The organism is Streptomyces boncukensis (assembly GCF_011045075.1).
Classification (GTDB): domain Bacteria; phylum Actinomycetota; class Actinomycetes; order Streptomycetales; family Streptomycetaceae; genus Streptomyces; species Streptomyces boncukensis.
In genome coordinates this window covers 1-15,958 of record NZ_JAAKZZ010000132.1, presented here as the reverse complement: position 1 = coordinate 15,958, position 15,958 = coordinate 1, and the positions used below count along the sequence as shown (strand labels likewise).

Here is a 15,958-nt window from a genome sequence, read left to right as displayed (position 1 = left end):
CTCCCCCGGCTCCTCCCGCTTCCCCGGCTCCTCCGCCGCTTCGCGGCCCGCGTAGCGGATGACCTCCACCTCGTCCAGGATCACCAGGCCCTCCGAGACCAGCTCGTCGAGCTGCGGCAGGAAGGCGCGTACCCGCGCCTCGGCGTCCACGACCACGATCGCGACCGGCAGGTCCTCGCTGAGCGAGAGCAGCCGCGAGGTGTGGACGAGGGAGGAGGCGCCGAAGCCCTCGATGCCCCGGAAGACGCTGGCGCCGGCCAGCCCGGCGGCGCGGGCGCGGTGCACGATCTCGGAGTAGAGCGGGCGGTGCCGCCAGGTGTCGTTCTCCCCGATGAACACCGTGAGCCGCAGCGACCGGCCCGTCAGCCTGTCCGCCCTGCCGTTCGCCGTGCTGTCCGCCGTGCTGTCCGTCATCGCCCGCTCCCTCCGTGAACCGTGCGGCGGGCGGCCCGGAGGGCCCGCCTGGTCGCCACCGCCGCCGCCCACACCGCCGCCAGCGCCGCCACCAGCGTCAACCCGAGATAGGCCAGACCGAGCGCCGGACGGCCGTCCTGCACCAGATGGCGGATGTCCGCCGCGTAGGTGGAGAAGGTGGTGAAGCCCCCGAGCACCCCCGTTCCGACGAACGGGCGTACGAGCCGGTGCGCCGCCCACACCTCGCTGATCACGACCATGAACACGCCGATGAGCGCGCAGCCCACGACGTTGACGACGAGGGTGGCGACCGGGAATCCGTCGGCGGCGGACGGCCAGAGCTCGGCGGCGGCGTACCGCGCGGCGGCGCCGACGCCGCCGCCCAGCGCCACCATGCCGAGGACCGGCCACTGGCCGCGCCAGGCACCGCGCAGCGGCGCGGGCGCCGGCGGGGCCGCGGGGTCGGCATCGGGGTCGGTGGGCTCCCCGCCCTCCCCGACCTCCTGGACACGGGACTCTGACATGCACACACTCCTACTCCGGCTCTCGCCACAAGTAGGGACCGTTGGCGGCTCCCGTGCCGCGTTTCGATGACTGCCGTCTCAGGCGGGCCCCACCGCCACGCACCAGGGTACCCGGGGCGGCGCCCCGCCACCCGGCCGGCCTCCCGCGCACCCGGCGCCGGAGCCCGCGCCCCGCGACCCGCGGGCTGCGGGCTGCGGGCTGCGGGCTGCGGGCTGCGGGCTGCGGGCTGCGGGCTGAACGGCACGGGCAGGGGCTGCCCCTCGCCGTTCACTGCGGTCTGCGGGTGATCACGCGCTGGTCGCGCGGCTCACCGTGCCCTTTCGGGGCGCCCCCGCGGAGTCCTCGGGCAGCGCGCGGGCCAGCAGCGCGACCGCCGCGCACGCCACCGCCAGGGCGCGGAAGACCGCCTCGTACGAGAGGTCACCCCCGCCTCCGCCCGCCGCGGCGCCGAGGGTGACCAGCGCCGCGAGGCCGAAGGCGCCGCCGATCTGCCGGGAGGCGTTCATCAGGCCGGACGCGGCGCCCGCGTCCCGCTGCTCCACGCCGGAGGTGACCGTCGCGGTGATCGGGGTGACCAGCAGCCCCATGCCCGTCGACATCACCAGCGCGGGGCCGAGCAGCCCGGCCACGTACCCCGTGTCCCCCGCGCCCCCGGTGGCCCGGCTCTGCCAGAGGAACCCGGCGGCGGCGAGCAGCGCGCCGAGCGCGATCAGCGCGCGGGCGCCCGTCCGGCGCATCACGGATGGTGCCAGCCGCGCCGCGGCGATCCCGGCCAGGGTGTGCGGCAGGAAGCCGACGCCGGTGGCGAGCGCCCCGTAGCCGAGCACGTCCTGCATGAAGAGCGAGAGGAAGTACCACATGGGGATGAAGCAGGCGCCGGCGAGCAGCATCACCGCGTTCCCGGCCCACACCGGGCGCAGCCGCACCAGGCGCGGCGGCGTCAGCGGGGCGGCCGCGTACCGCGCCTCCGTGAGGGCGAACGCGGCCAGCGCGAGGACGCCGAAGCCGAGGCCCGCCAGGGTGGCCGTACCGCCCCAGCCGTCCGTCTGCGCCCGGGTGATGCCGTGGACGAGCGCGGTGACGCCGAGCGTCGCGCACAGCGCGCCGGGGACGTCGAGCCGGCCGGAGCGGTCGCGCGCGGGGTCGGCGGGCAGCAGCCGTACGGCGGCGACGAGGGCGAGGGCGCCGATCGGCACGTTGACGAGCAGGATCCAGCGCCACGACAGCGACTGCGTGAGCAGCCCGCCGACCAGGTTGCCCGCCGCGCCCCCGGCGGAGCTGACGGCCGTCCAGGTGGCGAGCGCGCGGGTGCGCGCGGGTCCCTCGGCGAAGCCGGTGGTGAGGATCGTCAGGGTGGCCGGGGCGAGCACGGCGGCGCCCAGCCCCTGCACGGCCCGCATCGCGACCAGCAGCCCCGCGGTCGTGGCGAGCCCGCCGACCAGGCTGGCCCCGGAGAAGAGGGCCAGCCCGCACAGGAACACCCGGCGGCGCCCGTACAGGTCGGCCAGCCGCCCGCCGAGCAGCAGGAAGCCGGCGAACACCAGCGCGTATCCGCCGACGACCCACTGGAGCCCGACCTCGTCGAAGCCGAGCGCGGACTGGATGGAGGGCAGTGCGACGTTCACGACGGAGACGTCGAGCACCACCATGAACTGCGCCGCACACGCCAGCCACAGCACCCCGCGCCGCATACCGCTCCCTCCTCCCGTCCGGGATTTTTCATAGTACAGCTGTACCATGAAAAGGGAACGCCCCCGAACGCACACGGAAGGCCCCATGCCGAAACGCGTCGACCACGCCCAGCGACGGGCGCACATCGCCGATGCCCTGGCCCGCGTCGCGGCGCGGGAGGGGCTGCACACGGTCACCCTGCGCGGCGTCGCCGCCGAGGCGGGCGTCTCGCTGAACCTGGTCCAGCACTACTTCGGGACCAAGGCCGAGCTGATGCACGCCGCGCTGCTGCGGCTGGAGCGGCTCAGCCACGAGCGCTGGTCGGCGCGGCTGGCCCAGCTGCCCCGCCCGGTGACGCCGCGCGCCCTCTTCGAGGCGTTCCTCGCCGAAGCGCTCCCGACGGACGGCCCGAGCCGCGACTTCCACCTGGTGTGGACCGCGTACGCCACCCTGGCCATGACCGACCCCGAGCTCGCGGCCCAGCCCTTCGTCGAGGGACCGGACCGCCTGGAGCGTCAGCTCGCGGAGGTGCTGCGGCGCGCACAGCGCGACGGCGCCCTGGATCCGCGCCGCGACCCGGCGGCGGAGGCCGCGCGCCTGCTGACCCTCAGCCACGGCCTGGGCACCAGCGTCCTGGTCGGCCAGCGCTCCCCGGACGCGGCCCACGCCCTGCTGCACGCCCACCTGGACGAGGTGTTCGGAGCGGACGAGACGGGCGGGGCGCACGGGGCGAGCTCCGAATGATCTTCACTATGTGTGACCGCATCGTTGCGGCACGCTGCCGTGGGACCTACGCTTCGGGTGACGGTTCGCTCCAGACCTCGGCGAGCAGCGTTCGTGTGACCGACGCGTCACGCGGCAGGCGCACACAGATGACCCCGAAGCCGAGGCCCGCCCTTCGCCGTGACGAACAAGCGGCCCCGGCGCCCCCGTCCCCACAACCTCGGGCAGGGACGGGCCGGGGTGGCCTGGGGCGCAAGGGGGGGTCCACGCCCCGGGCCGCAGGGCGGCCGTCGCCGAGGCATCCGGCGGCGGCCGACCGCGCCGCAGCCGACATCCCTGCGCCGTGGCCGACTTCGTCGGCAGACCGGGCGTACCCCTCACCTTTCCTCCGCACCCGCATATATGCGTCCGGGGCACGCGCGGATGCGGAGCGGAGAATTCAGTGGGAGCCGCCCGGGGCTGTCAGGACGAGCACCTCCCTGCCGCTCCCTGCCGCTCCCCGCCGCTCCCTGCCGCCCCCGAGCCCTTCGGAACTCCTTCGGAGACCCCCGCGCTGCGATAGTGTGAAAGTACAGGCTGCCTCGTGGGATCAGGACTGATGGTCAAGTCCCCGCCGTTTAACCTCGGGCTCCGTCGCGGCCCTCCTCGCCGCAGGACGGAGACCCCTTATGCGCTTTCCTCTCGCAGCCCGCACACCCTTCTGTCATGCTTGACCGGCGGGCCTTGCGCGCCCTGGAGCTGGTCGCCCTGAAGGCCGGACGCCGCGGCGGCCGAGCGGACGTGCGCGATGTGTGCGCGGCAGCGGTGGAGACGCTGCCCGTTGACGGGGTCGGCATCTCGGCCATGTACACCCCGGCCCTGCGTCATGTCCTGCACACCACCGATCGGATCAGCGGTGAACTGGAGGAGCTACAGCTCACGCTGGGCGAAGGGCCATGCGTGGACGCCATCGTCTCCGGCTCTCCCGTGCTGTCCGGCGACCTGTCCGTGGGAGAACTCCACGCGCGCTGGCCCGCGTTCGCTCCCGCAGCGTACGCCGCGGGAGCCCACGCGCTCTTCGCGCTGCCGCTGGACGCCGGCGGCGGCATCCCCGGAGTGCTGGACATGTACGCCTCCCGCACCGGCACGCTGGAGGGCGAGGCACTCGCCGAGGCTCTCGCTTTCGCGGACGCTGCCACGGCTCTGCTGCTCCTGGCCACCGCCGGGTTCCGCACCGTGGAAGGGCCGGGTCCAGGCGCGATGGAGGATGTCATGGGCTTCGACCAGTACCGGGCGGAGATCGACCAAGCCGTCGGCATGCTGACCGAACAGATCGGGGTGGGTGCCGAGGAAGCCGCCGTACGCCTGCGCGCGTACGCCTATGCCCAGTCGCGGAAGGTGGGCGATATCGCCGTCGAGGTGGTGGCCCGCCGTCTGCGTTTCGATCCGGACGGCACCACACATGTCCGTGAAGAGGAGTGACGCCGGTGCCTGCCTCAACCTCACCGTCCGACGCTTCCGCGCGATCGGTCGCGCAGCCCCTCAGGACCGCAGGTGATCAGCATGGATGAACGACGCCTGGTTCCGGCCTTCGTCGAACTGGCCGACAACCTGGTCGACGACTTCGACCTGATCGACTTTCTGGCACTGCTCACGGACCGCTGCGTGGGCACGCTGAGAGTCGCCGCGACCGGGGTGCTGCTGGCCGACCGCGACGGGGTGCTGCGCGTGATGGCGTCCTCCAGTGACGAGGCGCGCCTCATGGAACTGCTCCAGGTGCAGAACGACAGCGGCCCCTGCCTGACGTGCTTCCGCACCGGGCAGCCGGTCACCATCCCCGACTTGACCGTGAAACCCGAGCGGTGGCCGCGCTTCGCCGAGGCCGCCCAGCGGCACGGCTTCACCTCCGTCCAGGCCCTGCCGATGCGGTTGCGCGAGAAGACCGTCGGCGCCCTCAACCTCTTCCACACCGCGCTGCGGCCCCTGGACCCGCAGGTCACGAAGCTGGCGCAGGCGATGGCCGACGTGGCCACGATCAGCGTCCTACAGCAGCGTGCCGCCGAGGACCAGGGCCTGCTCACCCGGCAGTTGGAGACCGCCCTCGACACCCGGGTGGTCATCGAGCAGGCCAAGGGCAAACTCGCCGAACGCTACAACCTGAGCATGGAGGAGGCGTTCACGCTGCTGCGGGGCTACGCCCGCTCCCACAACCTGCGGCTCACCGAGCTCGCCACCGTGTTCGTCGACGGCACCCGGTCCCTCCCCGACCTCCGCCCGAACTCCTGACCCCGGCCCGGCCACCGCCGCCGACGCGCCACCTCACCCGCCGGCGCTCAGGCGACGGGTCCGGCGGCCGGTTCCGGAACGGCCGCGGAACCCGGTGCGGCCCCGCCCTCGTACTCCCATGCCTGGTCCGGATCGAGTGGCTGGTCGGCCGCGGAACGGTCGTGCCGTGACGCGTCCGCCGAGATGAGCTCGCTCGCGGACAAGGGCGGGCCGTCGTACCGGGACGCGGCGGCCATCAGCCGGGCCGCTGACGCCGCCGTGCTTCCGGGCGGAACGACGAGCAGGTCCCAGCGGCCGATGCGGTAGGAGAGCAGCAGCAGCTTGTGCGGGTCGAGTTCCGGGGTGAACCAGCCGACCTTGACGACGCGGCCTCGCACGGCCACCTCGCGCGGCACGGCCGGCCAGTGCTCCGGGTTGACGGCGACCCGGGTGATGCGGCCCCACAGCGGGTCCAGGACGTCGATGAGCGCGGGCAGCTCGCCCAGCAGATCCCGGGAGCGGGGCCACCAGGCACCGTCCAGGAGCCCACGGGACCCGCCGTCGGGCTTGAGCGCGAGACGCGCGGCCCCGACGGCAGGGGGCTGGTCGTGCGGTGGGGCCAGGGGCAGGATCGCTGACATGACGCCGACCCGTCTCCAGGCCACCTCTGCGGTGGCCCGGGATTCGTCTTTCGCCGAGGACGACCCGGCATGGAAGCCGGTGTGCGGATGCCCTCCGCGCTCTCCACCCTACTCCGCGCTCGCCGCGTTCCGCCGTTCCGGTCACGGCCTAGAGGCGGAGCAGGCGTTGCGTGATCTCCCGGTACTGCCGCATCGCGAGCCGGAGTTCGTCGGACTCCGCCAAGGGTTCCTGCCAGCTCGCGCGGAGGGCCCGTCGCCGTTCCGCGAGGACGTTCGCGAGCTGGGCGGTGACCTCGTCGAGGGCGGCCTCGGCCTCCGCCAGCGCCCCGTGCGGGGTGTCGGCGAAGGTGTTGAGGGCCCGTCCGAGGCGCAGCGCGATCCGGTCACGATCGTCCGGCGGAAGGAGCGTATCCGGGCCCGAGCCGCGGCGTTCACCGCGGTCCGGGGGGTGGTCCGGGGGTTGCTGGGCGCGTGTCTGGTCGTACATCGTCGCCTGCCACTTCTGTCGCGATGACAATCACCGTGACGGTCTTGCCGGTGACCCTGTCCTTCATCGTCCGCGTCGTGTGCCCGATCCTCCGGGACGCGGTCGTCGTCGCCGGTCCCGCCGTCGTCCGGTGGGCGGATCGGGCAGGAGCCGACGAGGCGGGAGGGACGGCGGAGTGCCTCACGGGGATGCTCCAGCGCTCTGCGGGGGCGTGTTCCCCGGCGTGCTCCTCGTGCGGTGGTGCCAGTCAACGTCCGGTGGGGGACCGTGTCAACACGCTGCCCCATCAGGCGGTGCCGGGGCGGGGTGACGGCCGTCGCCCTGCCCCTCGCGGCTCTCGGCCCGGCCGGCCGGACGCTCCCTCGCGGAGGGCCGCGCGATGCGCGTCCGGCGCGTGGACCGGTGGCTCAGACGTGTCCACCGTGAAGGGTCTGCTCCGCCGTCATGAGCGCCGTCGCCGTCATCGGTGGTCCGGCGTGCCCGCTCGCGGCGGCCAGCAGCCGGGTGGCCGAAGTGGCACGACTCTCCGGGGGGATCACGAGGAGGTCCCAGCGCCCCGCCGTGTAGGACAGCAGCAGGATCCTGTGCGGGTCCGACTCCGAGGTGAACCAGGCGACCTTCACCACATGGCCGTTGACGAAGACCTTGCGCGGGATGACCGGCCAGAAGCGCTGGTTGACGGCGACACGTGCGATCCGCCCCCACAGCGGATCCAGCACATCCGCAAGGGCGGAGAGCTCGCTCGCCAGGTCACGTGAACGCGGCCACCAGGCGCCGTCCAGTTCGCCGGGCCTGCGGGAGGGGCTCAAGGGTTTCAGCGCGAGGCGGGCCGTGGGAGCCCTGAAAGGCACACGCTCCGGCGGAAGGTGGTCGGTGCTCGCGGACACTGCGCGAACCTCTCTCCGGACTCCCGCGCGAAGGCAGCCGTCCGGTGTCGACGCTCACCGGGAACGACACCGGCATCGGGGCCGATGCGCGAAGTACTCCCGACAGCACCACGCTACTCCCCAGGGGCAGGACGGGCCGCTCCTCGGCGAACGACGGCTCACTCCCCTGAGCCGTCGTTCGCCGAGGAGCGGCTGGCCTCCAGCCAGGACCGCGCCAGTTCCGACGCGCGGGCGGTGTCCACGGTGAGCTCAAGACGGGTTCCGCCCTGGTCTCCCGCTGGGTAGCTGCGCTGCTCGGCTGCGGCGAAGCAGTGGCGGAGTGCCTCCGCGACGCGCCGGGCGACCTCGGGGGTCTCCGCGATGATGCGCACCTCGGCGTGCCCATCCCGGGGTGTGTCCGCTGACTGCATGGCGACCTCGTTGTCCTGCATAACGGGGGAAGGATCTTCACCTTACTCCGGCGTGCCCAGGGCCTTCACAGAATGGCGGGTGGGATGTCCGCGGGTGCCGGGCGCGGGCGCCGGGAGTACGCTGAAAGAGGGAGACCACCCCCCTTTCGCCCGGCCCCGCTCCTCCGCAGACAGGCGAGCGCGATGCCCGAACTCCATCGCCCGTACGTGGCAAAGCTCCTCCCGGACGGCGTTCACCAGGCCGTCAGGCCAGGGACGGCTGTCGTACGGCTGGAGACGACGCACGACCGGCAGGGGGTGCTCGACGGGGCATGGTGGCCGCGTTCCCGCAACATCACCGACGAGCTTCCCAGCCTGGTCACGGCGCTGACCGGATACCTCGGGCCGGTCACACGCGTCGGCCTGGACGCCGAGGCGTGGGAAGGGCTGCCGACCAGGATGACCATCGACGACCGCCTCGTCCACATCGACTCCTTCCCGATCGGCGACGACACGGTGCTCATCACCCGGGGCGACCGCGACCTGTTCTCCCTGCTGGTGGTCCCGCCGCACACCTCCCCCGACGCGGCGCGCGCCGCGATGGCAGAGGCCGTCCGCGCCGACACCCCCGCGCGGGCCGAGCAGATCCTCATAGACACCGGCGCCGGCACCGGCTGAACCCGTCCGGCCCTGTGGAACCGCCGCCCCGACGCGGACACCCGCGAACCGGAGCCCGCCCGCTGAGCCAGGACCTACGCCGCGGAGGCGACCGGCGCACTGCCCGAAGGTGAGGTAGGCGACCCGGTCCGTTGCGATCACTCGGCAGGTGTGGGGCAGATCGAACCCCCGGAGTTCGAAGTTGCGCTGGGTGCGGCGCGGCGGTGCGGGGCGGTGCACACCTCGTCGACCACGAGCATCGCCCGCGGGGCCGCGTAGCCCGCCCACCGGCACGGTGCGCGGCCCCAAGAGCTGAGCCCCGTCCTCGTCGAGAACGGGGCTCAGCAGTGGTAGGCCGTGTGGGACTCGAACCCACAACCAATGGATTAAAAGTCCTGGTCAAGGCATGCCGACCGGTGACGGGTACGTCCGCGAGATCCTTCCGTACCAGGTCAGGAGCGGTGCGGAAGGTGACCGCTGACGCGTGGTCCGAATCGTTCGCGGCGCGTCCGCTCACGCATCGCTCACGCATGGGGAGCACCCAATAGCGGAACATCGCAGAGCCAGCCCCAGACTCTGCGGGCTCGTTCTGTCCGAGTCGCGACCGCGCCGGACAGGGCGCACCCTGGAGACGGTGCCAAAAAGGAGTCGCGTCATGGGAACCTGTGGATTCCTCGCCACGGAGCTCGATAAGTTCATGTTCGATGGCGATGTTTACAATGAGTGGGAAGTTCTGGAATCACACACTTTGGCAGATTCTAAGCAACTCAGGGGACGCCTCCTAATCCATTATCTCTTGCCAGGGCAACAGCACAACTTTCGGGAGGGATTCGCAGGGGGCGACAGTGGCCTCTGGGCCACCCCGACCGGGTACAGCCCCGAAGAAGCTGCGCACTATCTGCGACTCCCCTGTCCACAAATATTGCGAACCTTTGCGATTCTGATCGACCCCACGAAGGTTCCTGAAATACGCGGACCAAAGAGAGTCGAACGAGGTGGCGGGCTCGAATTCCTGCTCCCAAGGGGGGCGCCAGCCGACGCAATCTTGGATACGACGGAGATGGAGGTCAGGTGACTCGCCACATTTTGCAGGAAGCCCTCTTCCGCGGCACGAAAGACACACGCGCCGCCAACTACTCCTGGCTTTATGAAGGAGTCGCTCGCCACGGGGCACTGGAATGGACCCTTCACTCCGAAGATACCAAGGGCCTGATACGCATCGTCTCAGCGTTCGAAGTCCCCCGATCGGAAAATGAGATACCACTGTTTGAGTTGCGCGGCTACATCTGCGATAGGGAGTACCGTTATTCCGAGTTCATCACATTCAGCGGCGAAATACCCTCGAAGTCGATACTGCAAGACCTCGTTGGCCAGCTCTACTCAGCAGTCGAATCCCTGACCGAGGATGACCTTCGAGACACCCCGACGCGGTGACTTGCGCGCTGAAATTAGAATCACGAAGACGTCGATTTCGAGTCGCCAAGCAGGAATCACGGTGGATTACCTAGAATTTTCCCCCACTTCCGCTAATTCCGCATGAGGTGAACGCGTCCTCAGACGGGGGGCTGGATTGCGGGCGCTGATTGTTCGGTTGGCTGGTCCAATTGCTGCTGCCGACGACGCTGCTCGTTGCGGAGTTCCTCAACGCGCTGGGTGAACATCTTGAGGGCGTCCTGCTCTTGATCAGGACCAAACTCGCTATACGGGCCGACGCCAAGGGAAACAGCGTTGGCCTCCTTCTCGATGTCGTCGGCCGTCTGCTGGAGAAAATAGCTACGCTCCCGGTACTTGTAGTAACCGGTGAAGGCTGCGGCGAGAGTGATGGCAAAGCTAATAATGGTGAGCGACATGCTCTGCCAGGTCAGCTGCTTTCCAGTATCAAGAGCTGCAATGGTCGTCGTGGCTGCTGAGCCGATCATGATGAGGGATTGCAGGGCGTTGTGTACGCGGCGATACTTCCTACTGTCAGCCTGGTACTGATCGATTACCTCGGCAATGTCCTCTCGGTACAACAAGCGCCGCTCAGACAACGGCGGGTGCTCGTGTGCGTTTAGTCGACGAAGCGATTCGCGCTTCTCTTCGAGATCCGCTTCAAGGAATTGACGACTTCCAACGGAACTGTCCCTGGAAAGCCAACTCGCGAAGGCAGATAGGATTACCAAAGCGCCACAGATCACATTCCCCTGAGCGAACCGGGAGGTGTCCCACATCAGCGTGGTTCCAGATACACCACTAAGAACCGCAGCACCTCCCACCGTCAACGCGATCCGGTGAGATCGGCTGATGCTCCGTCGTCGGCGCAAGAGGGCCTCTGCCTGCCTAACTTCATTCCGTGTGTCGAAGAGCAGACGCCGCCCAGATCTCTCCAGCCGGTTCGACGCGTCGTCGTCCAAGCTACGTTCCATCGCTTGCGTCCTCTCCCCCGCGATGGCCAAGGCCATAGAACATCGCTTGCGGATCTAAAGTGCGACTGGAACATTTCCTACCAACACGCCGAAGGCCGCCCTTTTTTCGGCGCATGAGAAAAGGGGGTGACCTCACTTCGCTGCCATCTAAACGACGGCTGCCTCGATAGCTTCGAAGATGTCGGAGTCGGTTTCCTTCTGCCATTCCGGGAGGTCGGGCCAGTCGGCGACGTAGGCGGGCTTGGGGTCGCCGAAGTGCTTGTACATCTGGGCGGTCCAGCAGGTGGCGACGAAGCGGCCCTTCTGTTCACGGGTGAGGCGCTTGGCGTTGCCGCCGCTCAGGTCGAGGAAGTGGCGCACCTGCTGGTAGACGGCTCCGGCGGCTTTGCGTTCCCAGTCGGGGGTGTCTTCCCAGGGCGTGACGTAGCTGGCTTTGGGTTCGCCCGGGTAGTGCTTGGTGACTCCCGCGATCCAGGTCTCCCGGAACAGGCGGGCGCCCTCGGTGTCCGTCATGCCTACCCCTCTCGTCACGTCGCGTGCAGGCTGCCGATGTCGGCGGCCAGTTCGGCTACGCGGTGATCGTGGCCGTAGGAGCGCAGATCGTCCCGTAGCGTCTGGAGTCTACGGGCGACGTAGCCCGAGCCGGATTGCCGCGCGAGGTGGAGTGCCTCGCGGCCGTGGGTGACGGCTTGTTCCGCGTCGTGGCGTTTGGCGCCGATCAGTGCGAGGTCGACCAGGACGGAGCCTCGGCGTCGGTAGGAGGTTCCCTTGGCCAGCGCGGTGGAGTCGAGGGCGCTCTTGAGGGCCTTCTCGGCGAGGTCGAGTCGGCCGAGCTGGACGAAGCGGGCTCCGCGTTCTTCGGGGAGGCGGGAGCCGTCGAAGCGGAGCCATCCGCCGTTGTGGACGGGGCCGGGGAGGTCGGTGACCTTCTGGGCCTCGTCGAGGGCGCGCTGGCAGACGTTCAGGTCGCCGAGGTTCGCGTGTGCTTCGGCCTGGACGGAGGCGACCCAGTAGCGGGTGGACAGGGCGGGGTCGCCGCGCGTGGCGATGGTGCGGGCGACGTCCAGGGTCTCGGTGGCTTCCGTGAACTGCCGCTCGGACATGTCCACGTAGGCGTGCCGGACGAGCGCGCAGGCCCACAGGTCGAAGGCGTGCGCGCTGTCGCTGGCGGACGCGGCCACGGAGTAGGCCGCGGCGGCATCCGCGTAGCGGTTGCTGTCGAAGGCCAGCTCGCCGGAGAGCTGGAAGAGGTCTCCGGCGGCTTCGCACATCGCGGCAGCCCGGCTTGATGAGCCTGTCTTCAGGGCGTCTGCGAGCGCGTCGAGCTGGTCCTGGACGACGCCGTGGACGGAACGCTTGGAGCGGGCCAGTTGGTAGACCTGCCAGAGGTGGTCGTTCATCCGGCGGTAGTCGTCGGCCGAGCCGCGCTCGACGGCCTCCGCTATGTCGTCGGCTGCCTCGGGCCCCAGCGCGGTCAGGGCTCCGGTCACCGTGAGCAGGCGCAGAAACTTGCGTCGGATCATTTCGTCGGATTCACCTGGGCCGTGAACGGGACGGGGTAGGGGCTGTACTGGCTGCGCGTGGTGGTGGACTGCTGGTGGTGGATCCAGCATGCGGCCGAGTTCGGTGATGTCCAGGCGCAGGAGTTCGGCCATCTTCGGCCGGTGGACGCATTCGGGCGTGGTCTCACCGCGTTCCCAACGGCCGACCGTTGTGCGGTCCACGCCGAGCGCATGGGCGAATTTCTCCTGACTGTAGCCCATGGCTTTACGTCGCTCGGACAACCGCATGGTGCTCCCCTCCCCGCCTGACTGGGGCCCTACCCGCTGCGGCGCCCCGTGCATCAGAGGTGCATCAAGACTGCCGCACAGATGCGGTGGTCCGCAGCGATCTCCGGCGGTTGGCTGGAGTCCTGAAAGTCGGACCGGCTCCCGCGACCACCCCTACATGAGGGGAGGCCGCTCTGGTCGAGCGACCGATCCCGGAGGGACGACCTGTGACCATGACGGCGGCAAGAGCGACGTCGATCGGCGCGCCCGGATACAGCCAGACGTTTCCGTCCGTGCCGGAGTCTGCGGGCCTCGCCCGCGACCTGGTGGTCACGGCGCTGCGCGTATGGCGCCTCGAAGCACTCCTGAACGGAGCCAACTTGGTCGCCACCGAGCTGGTCGCGAACGCGGTGCAGCACGGCTCAGGCCGCTACTTGGTCTTCAGCATCGAGCGGCCCTCGCGGTCTCGCGTGCGCATCCGTGTGACGAACCAGTCCCGCATCCGGCCCGTGCTGCAGTCTCCAGGCGAGGAGGAGACGAGGGGCAGAGGGCTGCTCCTGGTCGCTGCCCTCGCCATTGACTGGGGTACTGATGTGCACACGAGCGGCAAGACCGTGTGGGCGGACTTGGCGGACGAGGCGGGTACGTGATGGCTCGCCACCGACGACCTCGCCGCTTCGCTCTCGTAGGCCGACACGAGCCGCTGGAACGCGTCCCCGACACCCCGCCGGTGGAACGCCGGACGCCAGGGCAAGCGTGCGATCACGATGTTCCTGCCTTCGGCGAAGTCGCGGTCGAGGCCACCGACGCCGCGACCCTTCGTCGCTTCCTGGAGGCGATGCGCCGCTGGCAGGCCGAAGAGCAGGGCGATCCCGTGGCCGTAACGCCCGAGACCGTTCGCCGAACCGTCGAGTACGTACTCAGCAGGCACTTCGACAGCGTGAATGCCGCCGACCTGTGGCCGACCACCGACACCCTGCACGCCTACCTGGACGCTCTGGCGGACGCTGCCGAAGCCGAGCTGGACACCGGGCGGATCGTGGTCGCGGAGATGGTGGCCAGGGCCAGAGCCGCGGCGAGCGAAGGATCCCAACCGTCCCTGCCCGCAGCGCGGCAGACGGCCCGGATGACGCGGGACCTGCTGTCGCTCCTGGAGCGAGAGGGCTGGCCGGGCACCGGGGTGAGGGTCCCATGACCCCGTCTGCGGCCTCCTTCGCCCTGGGGCCAGGCCGTATGCCCCTGTACGCGAAGCACCCGCGCACCGGACATTCGGTGCGCGTGCCATACGTGGCCATGTGGGACAGCGAGAAGGCGGTCGCCGAGGCAACCCTGGCCGTCACCCTCGCTCCCATCCCGAAGTTGGCCTACCAGGGGCGGGAGTTCCCTGCCGATCGTGATGGGTTCGGGGTGCTGTGGGCCCGGTGCTCGTACTCGCCCGGCGTCGGCCGGCCCGAGTTCGCCTCCATGCATCCAGGACGGCAGTACGAGTGCATGTACGCGATGAAGTGCCAGGTCTGCGGCGGCCCGGCGGACCGCAACAAGGACGGGTGGCTCTTCTTCGACTGGCGCAACGAGCTGGACCCGACCTCGTGGCCGGAGGGCGCGCTGAGCGCCATGCCACCGCTGTGCGCGAAGGACGCGCGGCTGTCGACGGCCGTGTGCCCCAAGAGCGGCGCCTTCACCGTGCTGCGGGTGAGGGCGCCCCGGCTGTGGGGAGTGGGCGGGGTCAGCTACCGCCTCACCGTCGACGGCTGGCGCCTCAACCACGGCGACACCGACATCTGGCTGCCCAAGGACGACCCAGGGCTGCCTTCGATGCTCGCCTCCAAGCTCATCCGCGAACTCCGCAAGGTCACCCCCGTCAACCCGCGCGATCTGCGCACCGCCCTCTGAAGGATGTGATCGTGGCTGCCTTCCAGAAGCTTCGGCGCGCCCTCACTCCCTGGTGGAGACCGAGAGCGGAGCGGAGCGTGCCGCGCCCGTTCGCTGTCCCGGTGGAGGACCGGCTGACCGAGTGGCTGGTCGGCCCCGCGCTCCTGCGAGACTCCCCCATCCCCTGTAATCCGACTGGAAGTTGGCACCATATGCACGTCGTCGAGTACGAGGCCAAGGCCCTGGAGATCGACCCGGAGGCAATGGCCGCGCGCATCAAGTCCGCAGGCGGCACCTTCCACGGCGAACGCCTGATGCGCCGCTACGTCTACAACCCCATCCCCCCGGTCGACGGCCGCTGGGTACGGCTGCGCGACGCGGGCGGCGCGGTCACGCTGTGCGTCAAGACGATCAGCTCGGACGCGATCGACGGCACCCAGGAGACCGAGACCACCGTCGGCAGCTTCGAGGACACCCACGCCCTCCTCGGCCTCATGGGGCTGACCCACCGCTCCTACCAGGAGAACCGCCGCAACTCCTGGCTCCTGGACGGCGTACGGCTGGAGATCGACACCTGGCCCCACATCCCCCCGTACCTGGAGATCGAGGGCGACGACGAGGAACAGGTCTGGCAGACCGCCGAACGCCTCGGCATCCCCAAAGACGAGCTGACCAGCGAGAACACCCAGAAGATCTACGCCCGCTACGACATCAACCTCGACACCATCACCGACCTGCGCTTCTGACCCGGCCTATCGGCGTACTTCCCCCCACGGAAGGCGGAACGATGCACGACCCACACGACGACGTCCCCGTCACGGTCGTTCCCGACCGCACCCTCCGCGTAAAGATCATCGACGCGTGCGGACTGGCCTGCACCTTCTGCCACAACGAAGGCACCCCCGTCGCCACCGACAACACCGACCGCCCACCCGACGCCTTCACCGGCACCCCCGGCCGCTCCGGCAGGGTCTCGATCTACCTGGCCACCAACGGCGCCGACTTCCTCCCCCAGCGCATCCCCGCCGACGCCGACTTCGCGCTCGCCCTGGCCGCCGTCCGCGGCAGCCTCCCCATCAACGAGGTCCACTTCACCGGCGGCGAACCCACCCTCCACCCCGACCTACCTGATCTCGTCCGCATCGCGAGGCGGCTCGACCTGACCGTCGGGCTCACCTCCAACGGCGAGAACGGCGCGGCCGTACTGCCCGAGTGCGCGGAGGCCGGGCTGGACCACATCAACCTGTCCGTCTTCGGCACCACCCCCGAGGAAC

At 70.1% G+C, this 15,958-nt stretch carries 20 protein-coding genes; 10 read left to right on the top strand and 10 right to left on the bottom strand.

The window, feature by feature from the left end:
- The 3 genes from G5C65_RS15155 to G5C65_RS15145 all read right to left on the bottom strand — a co-directional run.
- The coding region (locus tag G5C65_RS15155; protein ID WP_165299346.1) for a DUF190 domain-containing protein at nucleotides 1–414 on the bottom strand (414 nt) is incomplete at its 3' end.
- Nucleotides 411–938, bottom strand: a complete 528-nt coding sequence (crcB, locus tag G5C65_RS15150) for a fluoride efflux transporter CrcB (protein ID WP_165299345.1) — start codon at nucleotides 936–938, stop codon at nucleotides 411–413. The genes crcB and G5C65_RS15155, both read right to left, overlap by 4 nt.
- A 288-nt stretch (nucleotides 939–1,226) precedes the next feature.
- Nucleotides 1,227–2,630: an MFS transporter gene (locus tag G5C65_RS15145; RefSeq protein ID WP_165299344.1), complete on the bottom strand. Its 1,404-nt coding sequence runs from the start codon at nucleotides 2,628–2,630 to the stop codon at nucleotides 1,227–1,229.
- Between the two features lie 85 nt (nucleotides 2,631–2,715).
- Here G5C65_RS15145 and G5C65_RS15140 point away from each other — a divergent pair, with 85 nt between their 5' ends.
- The 3 genes from G5C65_RS15140 (at nucleotide 2,716) to G5C65_RS15130 (ending at nucleotide 5,598) form a co-directional block, all read left to right on the top strand.
- The gene (locus G5C65_RS15140) at nucleotides 2,716–3,354 is read left to right on the top strand and encodes a TetR/AcrR family transcriptional regulator (protein WP_165299343.1); all 639 of its coding nucleotides are present in this window, start codon (nucleotides 2,716–2,718) and stop codon (nucleotides 3,352–3,354) included.
- Nucleotides 3,355–4,038: 684 nt separating this feature from the next.
- On the top strand, nucleotides 4,039–4,794 hold the full coding sequence (locus G5C65_RS15135) for an ANTAR domain-containing protein (protein ID WP_165299342.1): 756 nt from the start codon (nucleotides 4,039–4,041) through the stop codon (nucleotides 4,792–4,794).
- A gap of 81 nt (nucleotides 4,795–4,875) precedes the next feature.
- Entirely contained in the window at nucleotides 4,876–5,598 is a 723-nt protein-coding gene (locus G5C65_RS15130; protein WP_165299341.1) for a GAF and ANTAR domain-containing protein, read from the top strand.
- A gap of 47 nt (nucleotides 5,599–5,645) precedes the next feature.
- Here G5C65_RS15130 and G5C65_RS15125 read toward each other — a convergent pair whose 3' ends face one another.
- The 4 genes from G5C65_RS15125 to G5C65_RS15110 all read right to left on the bottom strand — a co-directional run bounded on the left by G5C65_RS15125 (nucleotide 5,646) and on the right by G5C65_RS15110 (nucleotide 8,002).
- Nucleotides 5,646–6,218: a DUF5994 family protein gene (locus G5C65_RS15125; RefSeq protein WP_165299340.1), complete on the bottom strand. Its 573-nt coding sequence runs from the start codon at nucleotides 6,216–6,218 to the stop codon at nucleotides 5,646–5,648.
- A 148-nt stretch (nucleotides 6,219–6,366) separates the two neighbouring features.
- Nucleotides 6,367–6,705, bottom strand: a complete 339-nt coding sequence (locus G5C65_RS15120; RefSeq protein ID WP_165299339.1) for a hypothetical protein — start codon at nucleotides 6,703–6,705, stop codon at nucleotides 6,367–6,369.
- A 407-nt stretch (nucleotides 6,706–7,112) separates the two neighbouring features.
- On the bottom strand, nucleotides 7,113–7,556 hold the full coding sequence (locus G5C65_RS15115) for a DUF5994 family protein (protein ID WP_338146406.1): 444 nt from the start codon (nucleotides 7,554–7,556) through the stop codon (nucleotides 7,113–7,115).
- A gap of 194 nt (nucleotides 7,557–7,750) precedes the next feature.
- Nucleotides 7,751–8,002 (bottom strand): hypothetical protein, encoded by a 252-nt coding sequence (locus G5C65_RS15110; protein ID WP_165299348.1) that lies wholly within the window; start codon nucleotides 8,000–8,002, stop codon nucleotides 7,751–7,753.
- A gap of 183 nt (nucleotides 8,003–8,185) precedes the next feature.
- On the opposite strand from G5C65_RS15110, the gene G5C65_RS15105 reads away from it, so the two are divergent.
- Both G5C65_RS15105 and G5C65_RS15100 read left to right on the top strand, forming a co-directional pair.
- Nucleotides 8,186–8,659, top strand: a complete 474-nt coding sequence (locus G5C65_RS15105; protein WP_165299338.1) for a DUF5994 family protein — start codon at nucleotides 8,186–8,188, stop codon at nucleotides 8,657–8,659.
- Nucleotides 8,660–9,709: 1,050 nt separating this feature from the next.
- Nucleotides 9,710–10,072, top strand: a complete 363-nt coding sequence (locus G5C65_RS15100) for a hypothetical protein (protein WP_165299337.1) — start codon at nucleotides 9,710–9,712, stop codon at nucleotides 10,070–10,072.
- A 119-nt stretch (nucleotides 10,073–10,191) separates the two neighbouring features.
- On the opposite strand, the gene G5C65_RS15095 is transcribed toward G5C65_RS15100, so the two are convergent.
- The 3 genes from G5C65_RS15095 to G5C65_RS15085 form a co-directional block, all read right to left on the bottom strand.
- Nucleotides 10,192–11,031, bottom strand: a complete 840-nt coding sequence (locus tag G5C65_RS15095) for a DUF4231 domain-containing protein (protein ID WP_241265802.1) — start codon at nucleotides 11,029–11,031, stop codon at nucleotides 10,192–10,194.
- 159 nt (nucleotides 11,032–11,190) lie between these two features.
- Nucleotides 11,191–11,556: a hypothetical protein gene (locus G5C65_RS15090; protein WP_165299336.1), complete on the bottom strand. Its 366-nt coding sequence runs from the start codon at nucleotides 11,554–11,556 to the stop codon at nucleotides 11,191–11,193.
- A 14-nt stretch (nucleotides 11,557–11,570) separates the two neighbouring features.
- A complete protein-coding gene (locus G5C65_RS15085; RefSeq protein WP_165299335.1) occupies nucleotides 11,571–12,833 on the bottom strand; it encodes a helix-turn-helix transcriptional regulator in 1,263 nt (420 codons plus the stop codon).
- Nucleotides 12,834–13,105: 272 nt separating this feature from the next.
- Here G5C65_RS15085 and G5C65_RS15080 point away from each other — a divergent pair, with 272 nt between their 5' ends.
- The 5 genes from G5C65_RS15080 to G5C65_RS15060 form a co-directional block, all read left to right on the top strand.
- Nucleotides 13,106–13,462, top strand: a complete 357-nt coding sequence (locus G5C65_RS15080; protein WP_338146405.1) for an ATP-binding protein — start codon at nucleotides 13,106–13,108, stop codon at nucleotides 13,460–13,462.
- Between the two features lie 80 nt (nucleotides 13,463–13,542).
- Nucleotides 13,543–14,007 carry a DUF6415 family natural product biosynthesis protein gene (locus G5C65_RS15075; protein ID WP_165299333.1) on the top strand — a complete coding sequence of 155 codons (465 nt, stop codon included), beginning with the start codon at nucleotides 13,543–13,545 and terminating at the stop codon, nucleotides 14,005–14,007.
- Between the two features lie 83 nt (nucleotides 14,008–14,090).
- Complete coding sequence (locus tag G5C65_RS15070) at nucleotides 14,091–14,705, top strand: hypothetical protein (protein ID WP_165299332.1); 615 nt, start codon at nucleotides 14,091–14,093, stop codon at nucleotides 14,703–14,705.
- A gap of 191 nt (nucleotides 14,706–14,896) precedes the next feature.
- Nucleotides 14,897–15,430 (top strand): class IV adenylate cyclase, encoded by a 534-nt coding sequence (locus G5C65_RS15065; RefSeq protein ID WP_165299331.1) that lies wholly within the window; start codon nucleotides 14,897–14,899, stop codon nucleotides 15,428–15,430.
- Nucleotides 15,431–15,471: 41 nt separating this feature from the next.
- The coding region (locus tag G5C65_RS15060) for a radical SAM protein (RefSeq protein ID WP_165299330.1) at nucleotides 15,472–15,958 on the top strand (487 nt) is incomplete at its 3' end.

Coding starts and splice junctions, on each gene's coding strand:
- G5C65_RS15140 (WP_165299343.1), top strand. CDS start 2,716: ATGCCGAAACGCGTCGACCACGCCCAGCGACGGGCGCACATCGCCGAT.
- G5C65_RS15130 (WP_165299341.1), top strand. CDS start 4,876: ATGGATGAACGACGCCTGGTTCCGGCCTTCGTCGAACTGGCCGACAAC.
- G5C65_RS15085 (WP_165299335.1), bottom strand. CDS start 12,833: ATGCGGTTGTCCGAGCGACGTAAAGCCATGGGCTACAGTCAGGAGAAA.
- G5C65_RS15135 (WP_165299342.1), top strand. CDS start 4,039: ATGCTTGACCGGCGGGCCTTGCGCGCCCTGGAGCTGGTCGCCCTGAAG.
- G5C65_RS15125 (WP_165299340.1), bottom strand. CDS start 6,218: ATGTCAGCGATCCTGCCCCTGGCCCCACCGCACGACCAGCCCCCTGCC.
- G5C65_RS15090 (WP_165299336.1), bottom strand. CDS start 11,556: ATGACGGACACCGAGGGCGCCCGCCTGTTCCGGGAGACCTGGATCGCG.
- G5C65_RS15110 (WP_165299348.1), bottom strand. CDS start 8,002: ATGCAGTCAGCGGACACACCCCGGGATGGGCACGCCGAGGTGCGCATC.
- G5C65_RS15145 (WP_165299344.1), bottom strand. CDS start 2,630: ATGCGGCGCGGGGTGCTGTGGCTGGCGTGTGCGGCGCAGTTCATGGTG.
- G5C65_RS15065 (WP_165299331.1), top strand. CDS start 14,897: ATGCACGTCGTCGAGTACGAGGCCAAGGCCCTGGAGATCGACCCGGAG.
- crcB (WP_165299345.1), bottom strand. CDS start 938: ATGTCAGAGTCCCGTGTCCAGGAGGTCGGGGAGGGCGGGGAGCCCACC.
- G5C65_RS15120 (WP_165299339.1), bottom strand. CDS start 6,705: ATGTACGACCAGACACGCGCCCAGCAACCCCCGGACCACCCCCCGGAC.
- G5C65_RS15105 (WP_165299338.1), top strand. CDS start 8,186: ATGCCCGAACTCCATCGCCCGTACGTGGCAAAGCTCCTCCCGGACGGC.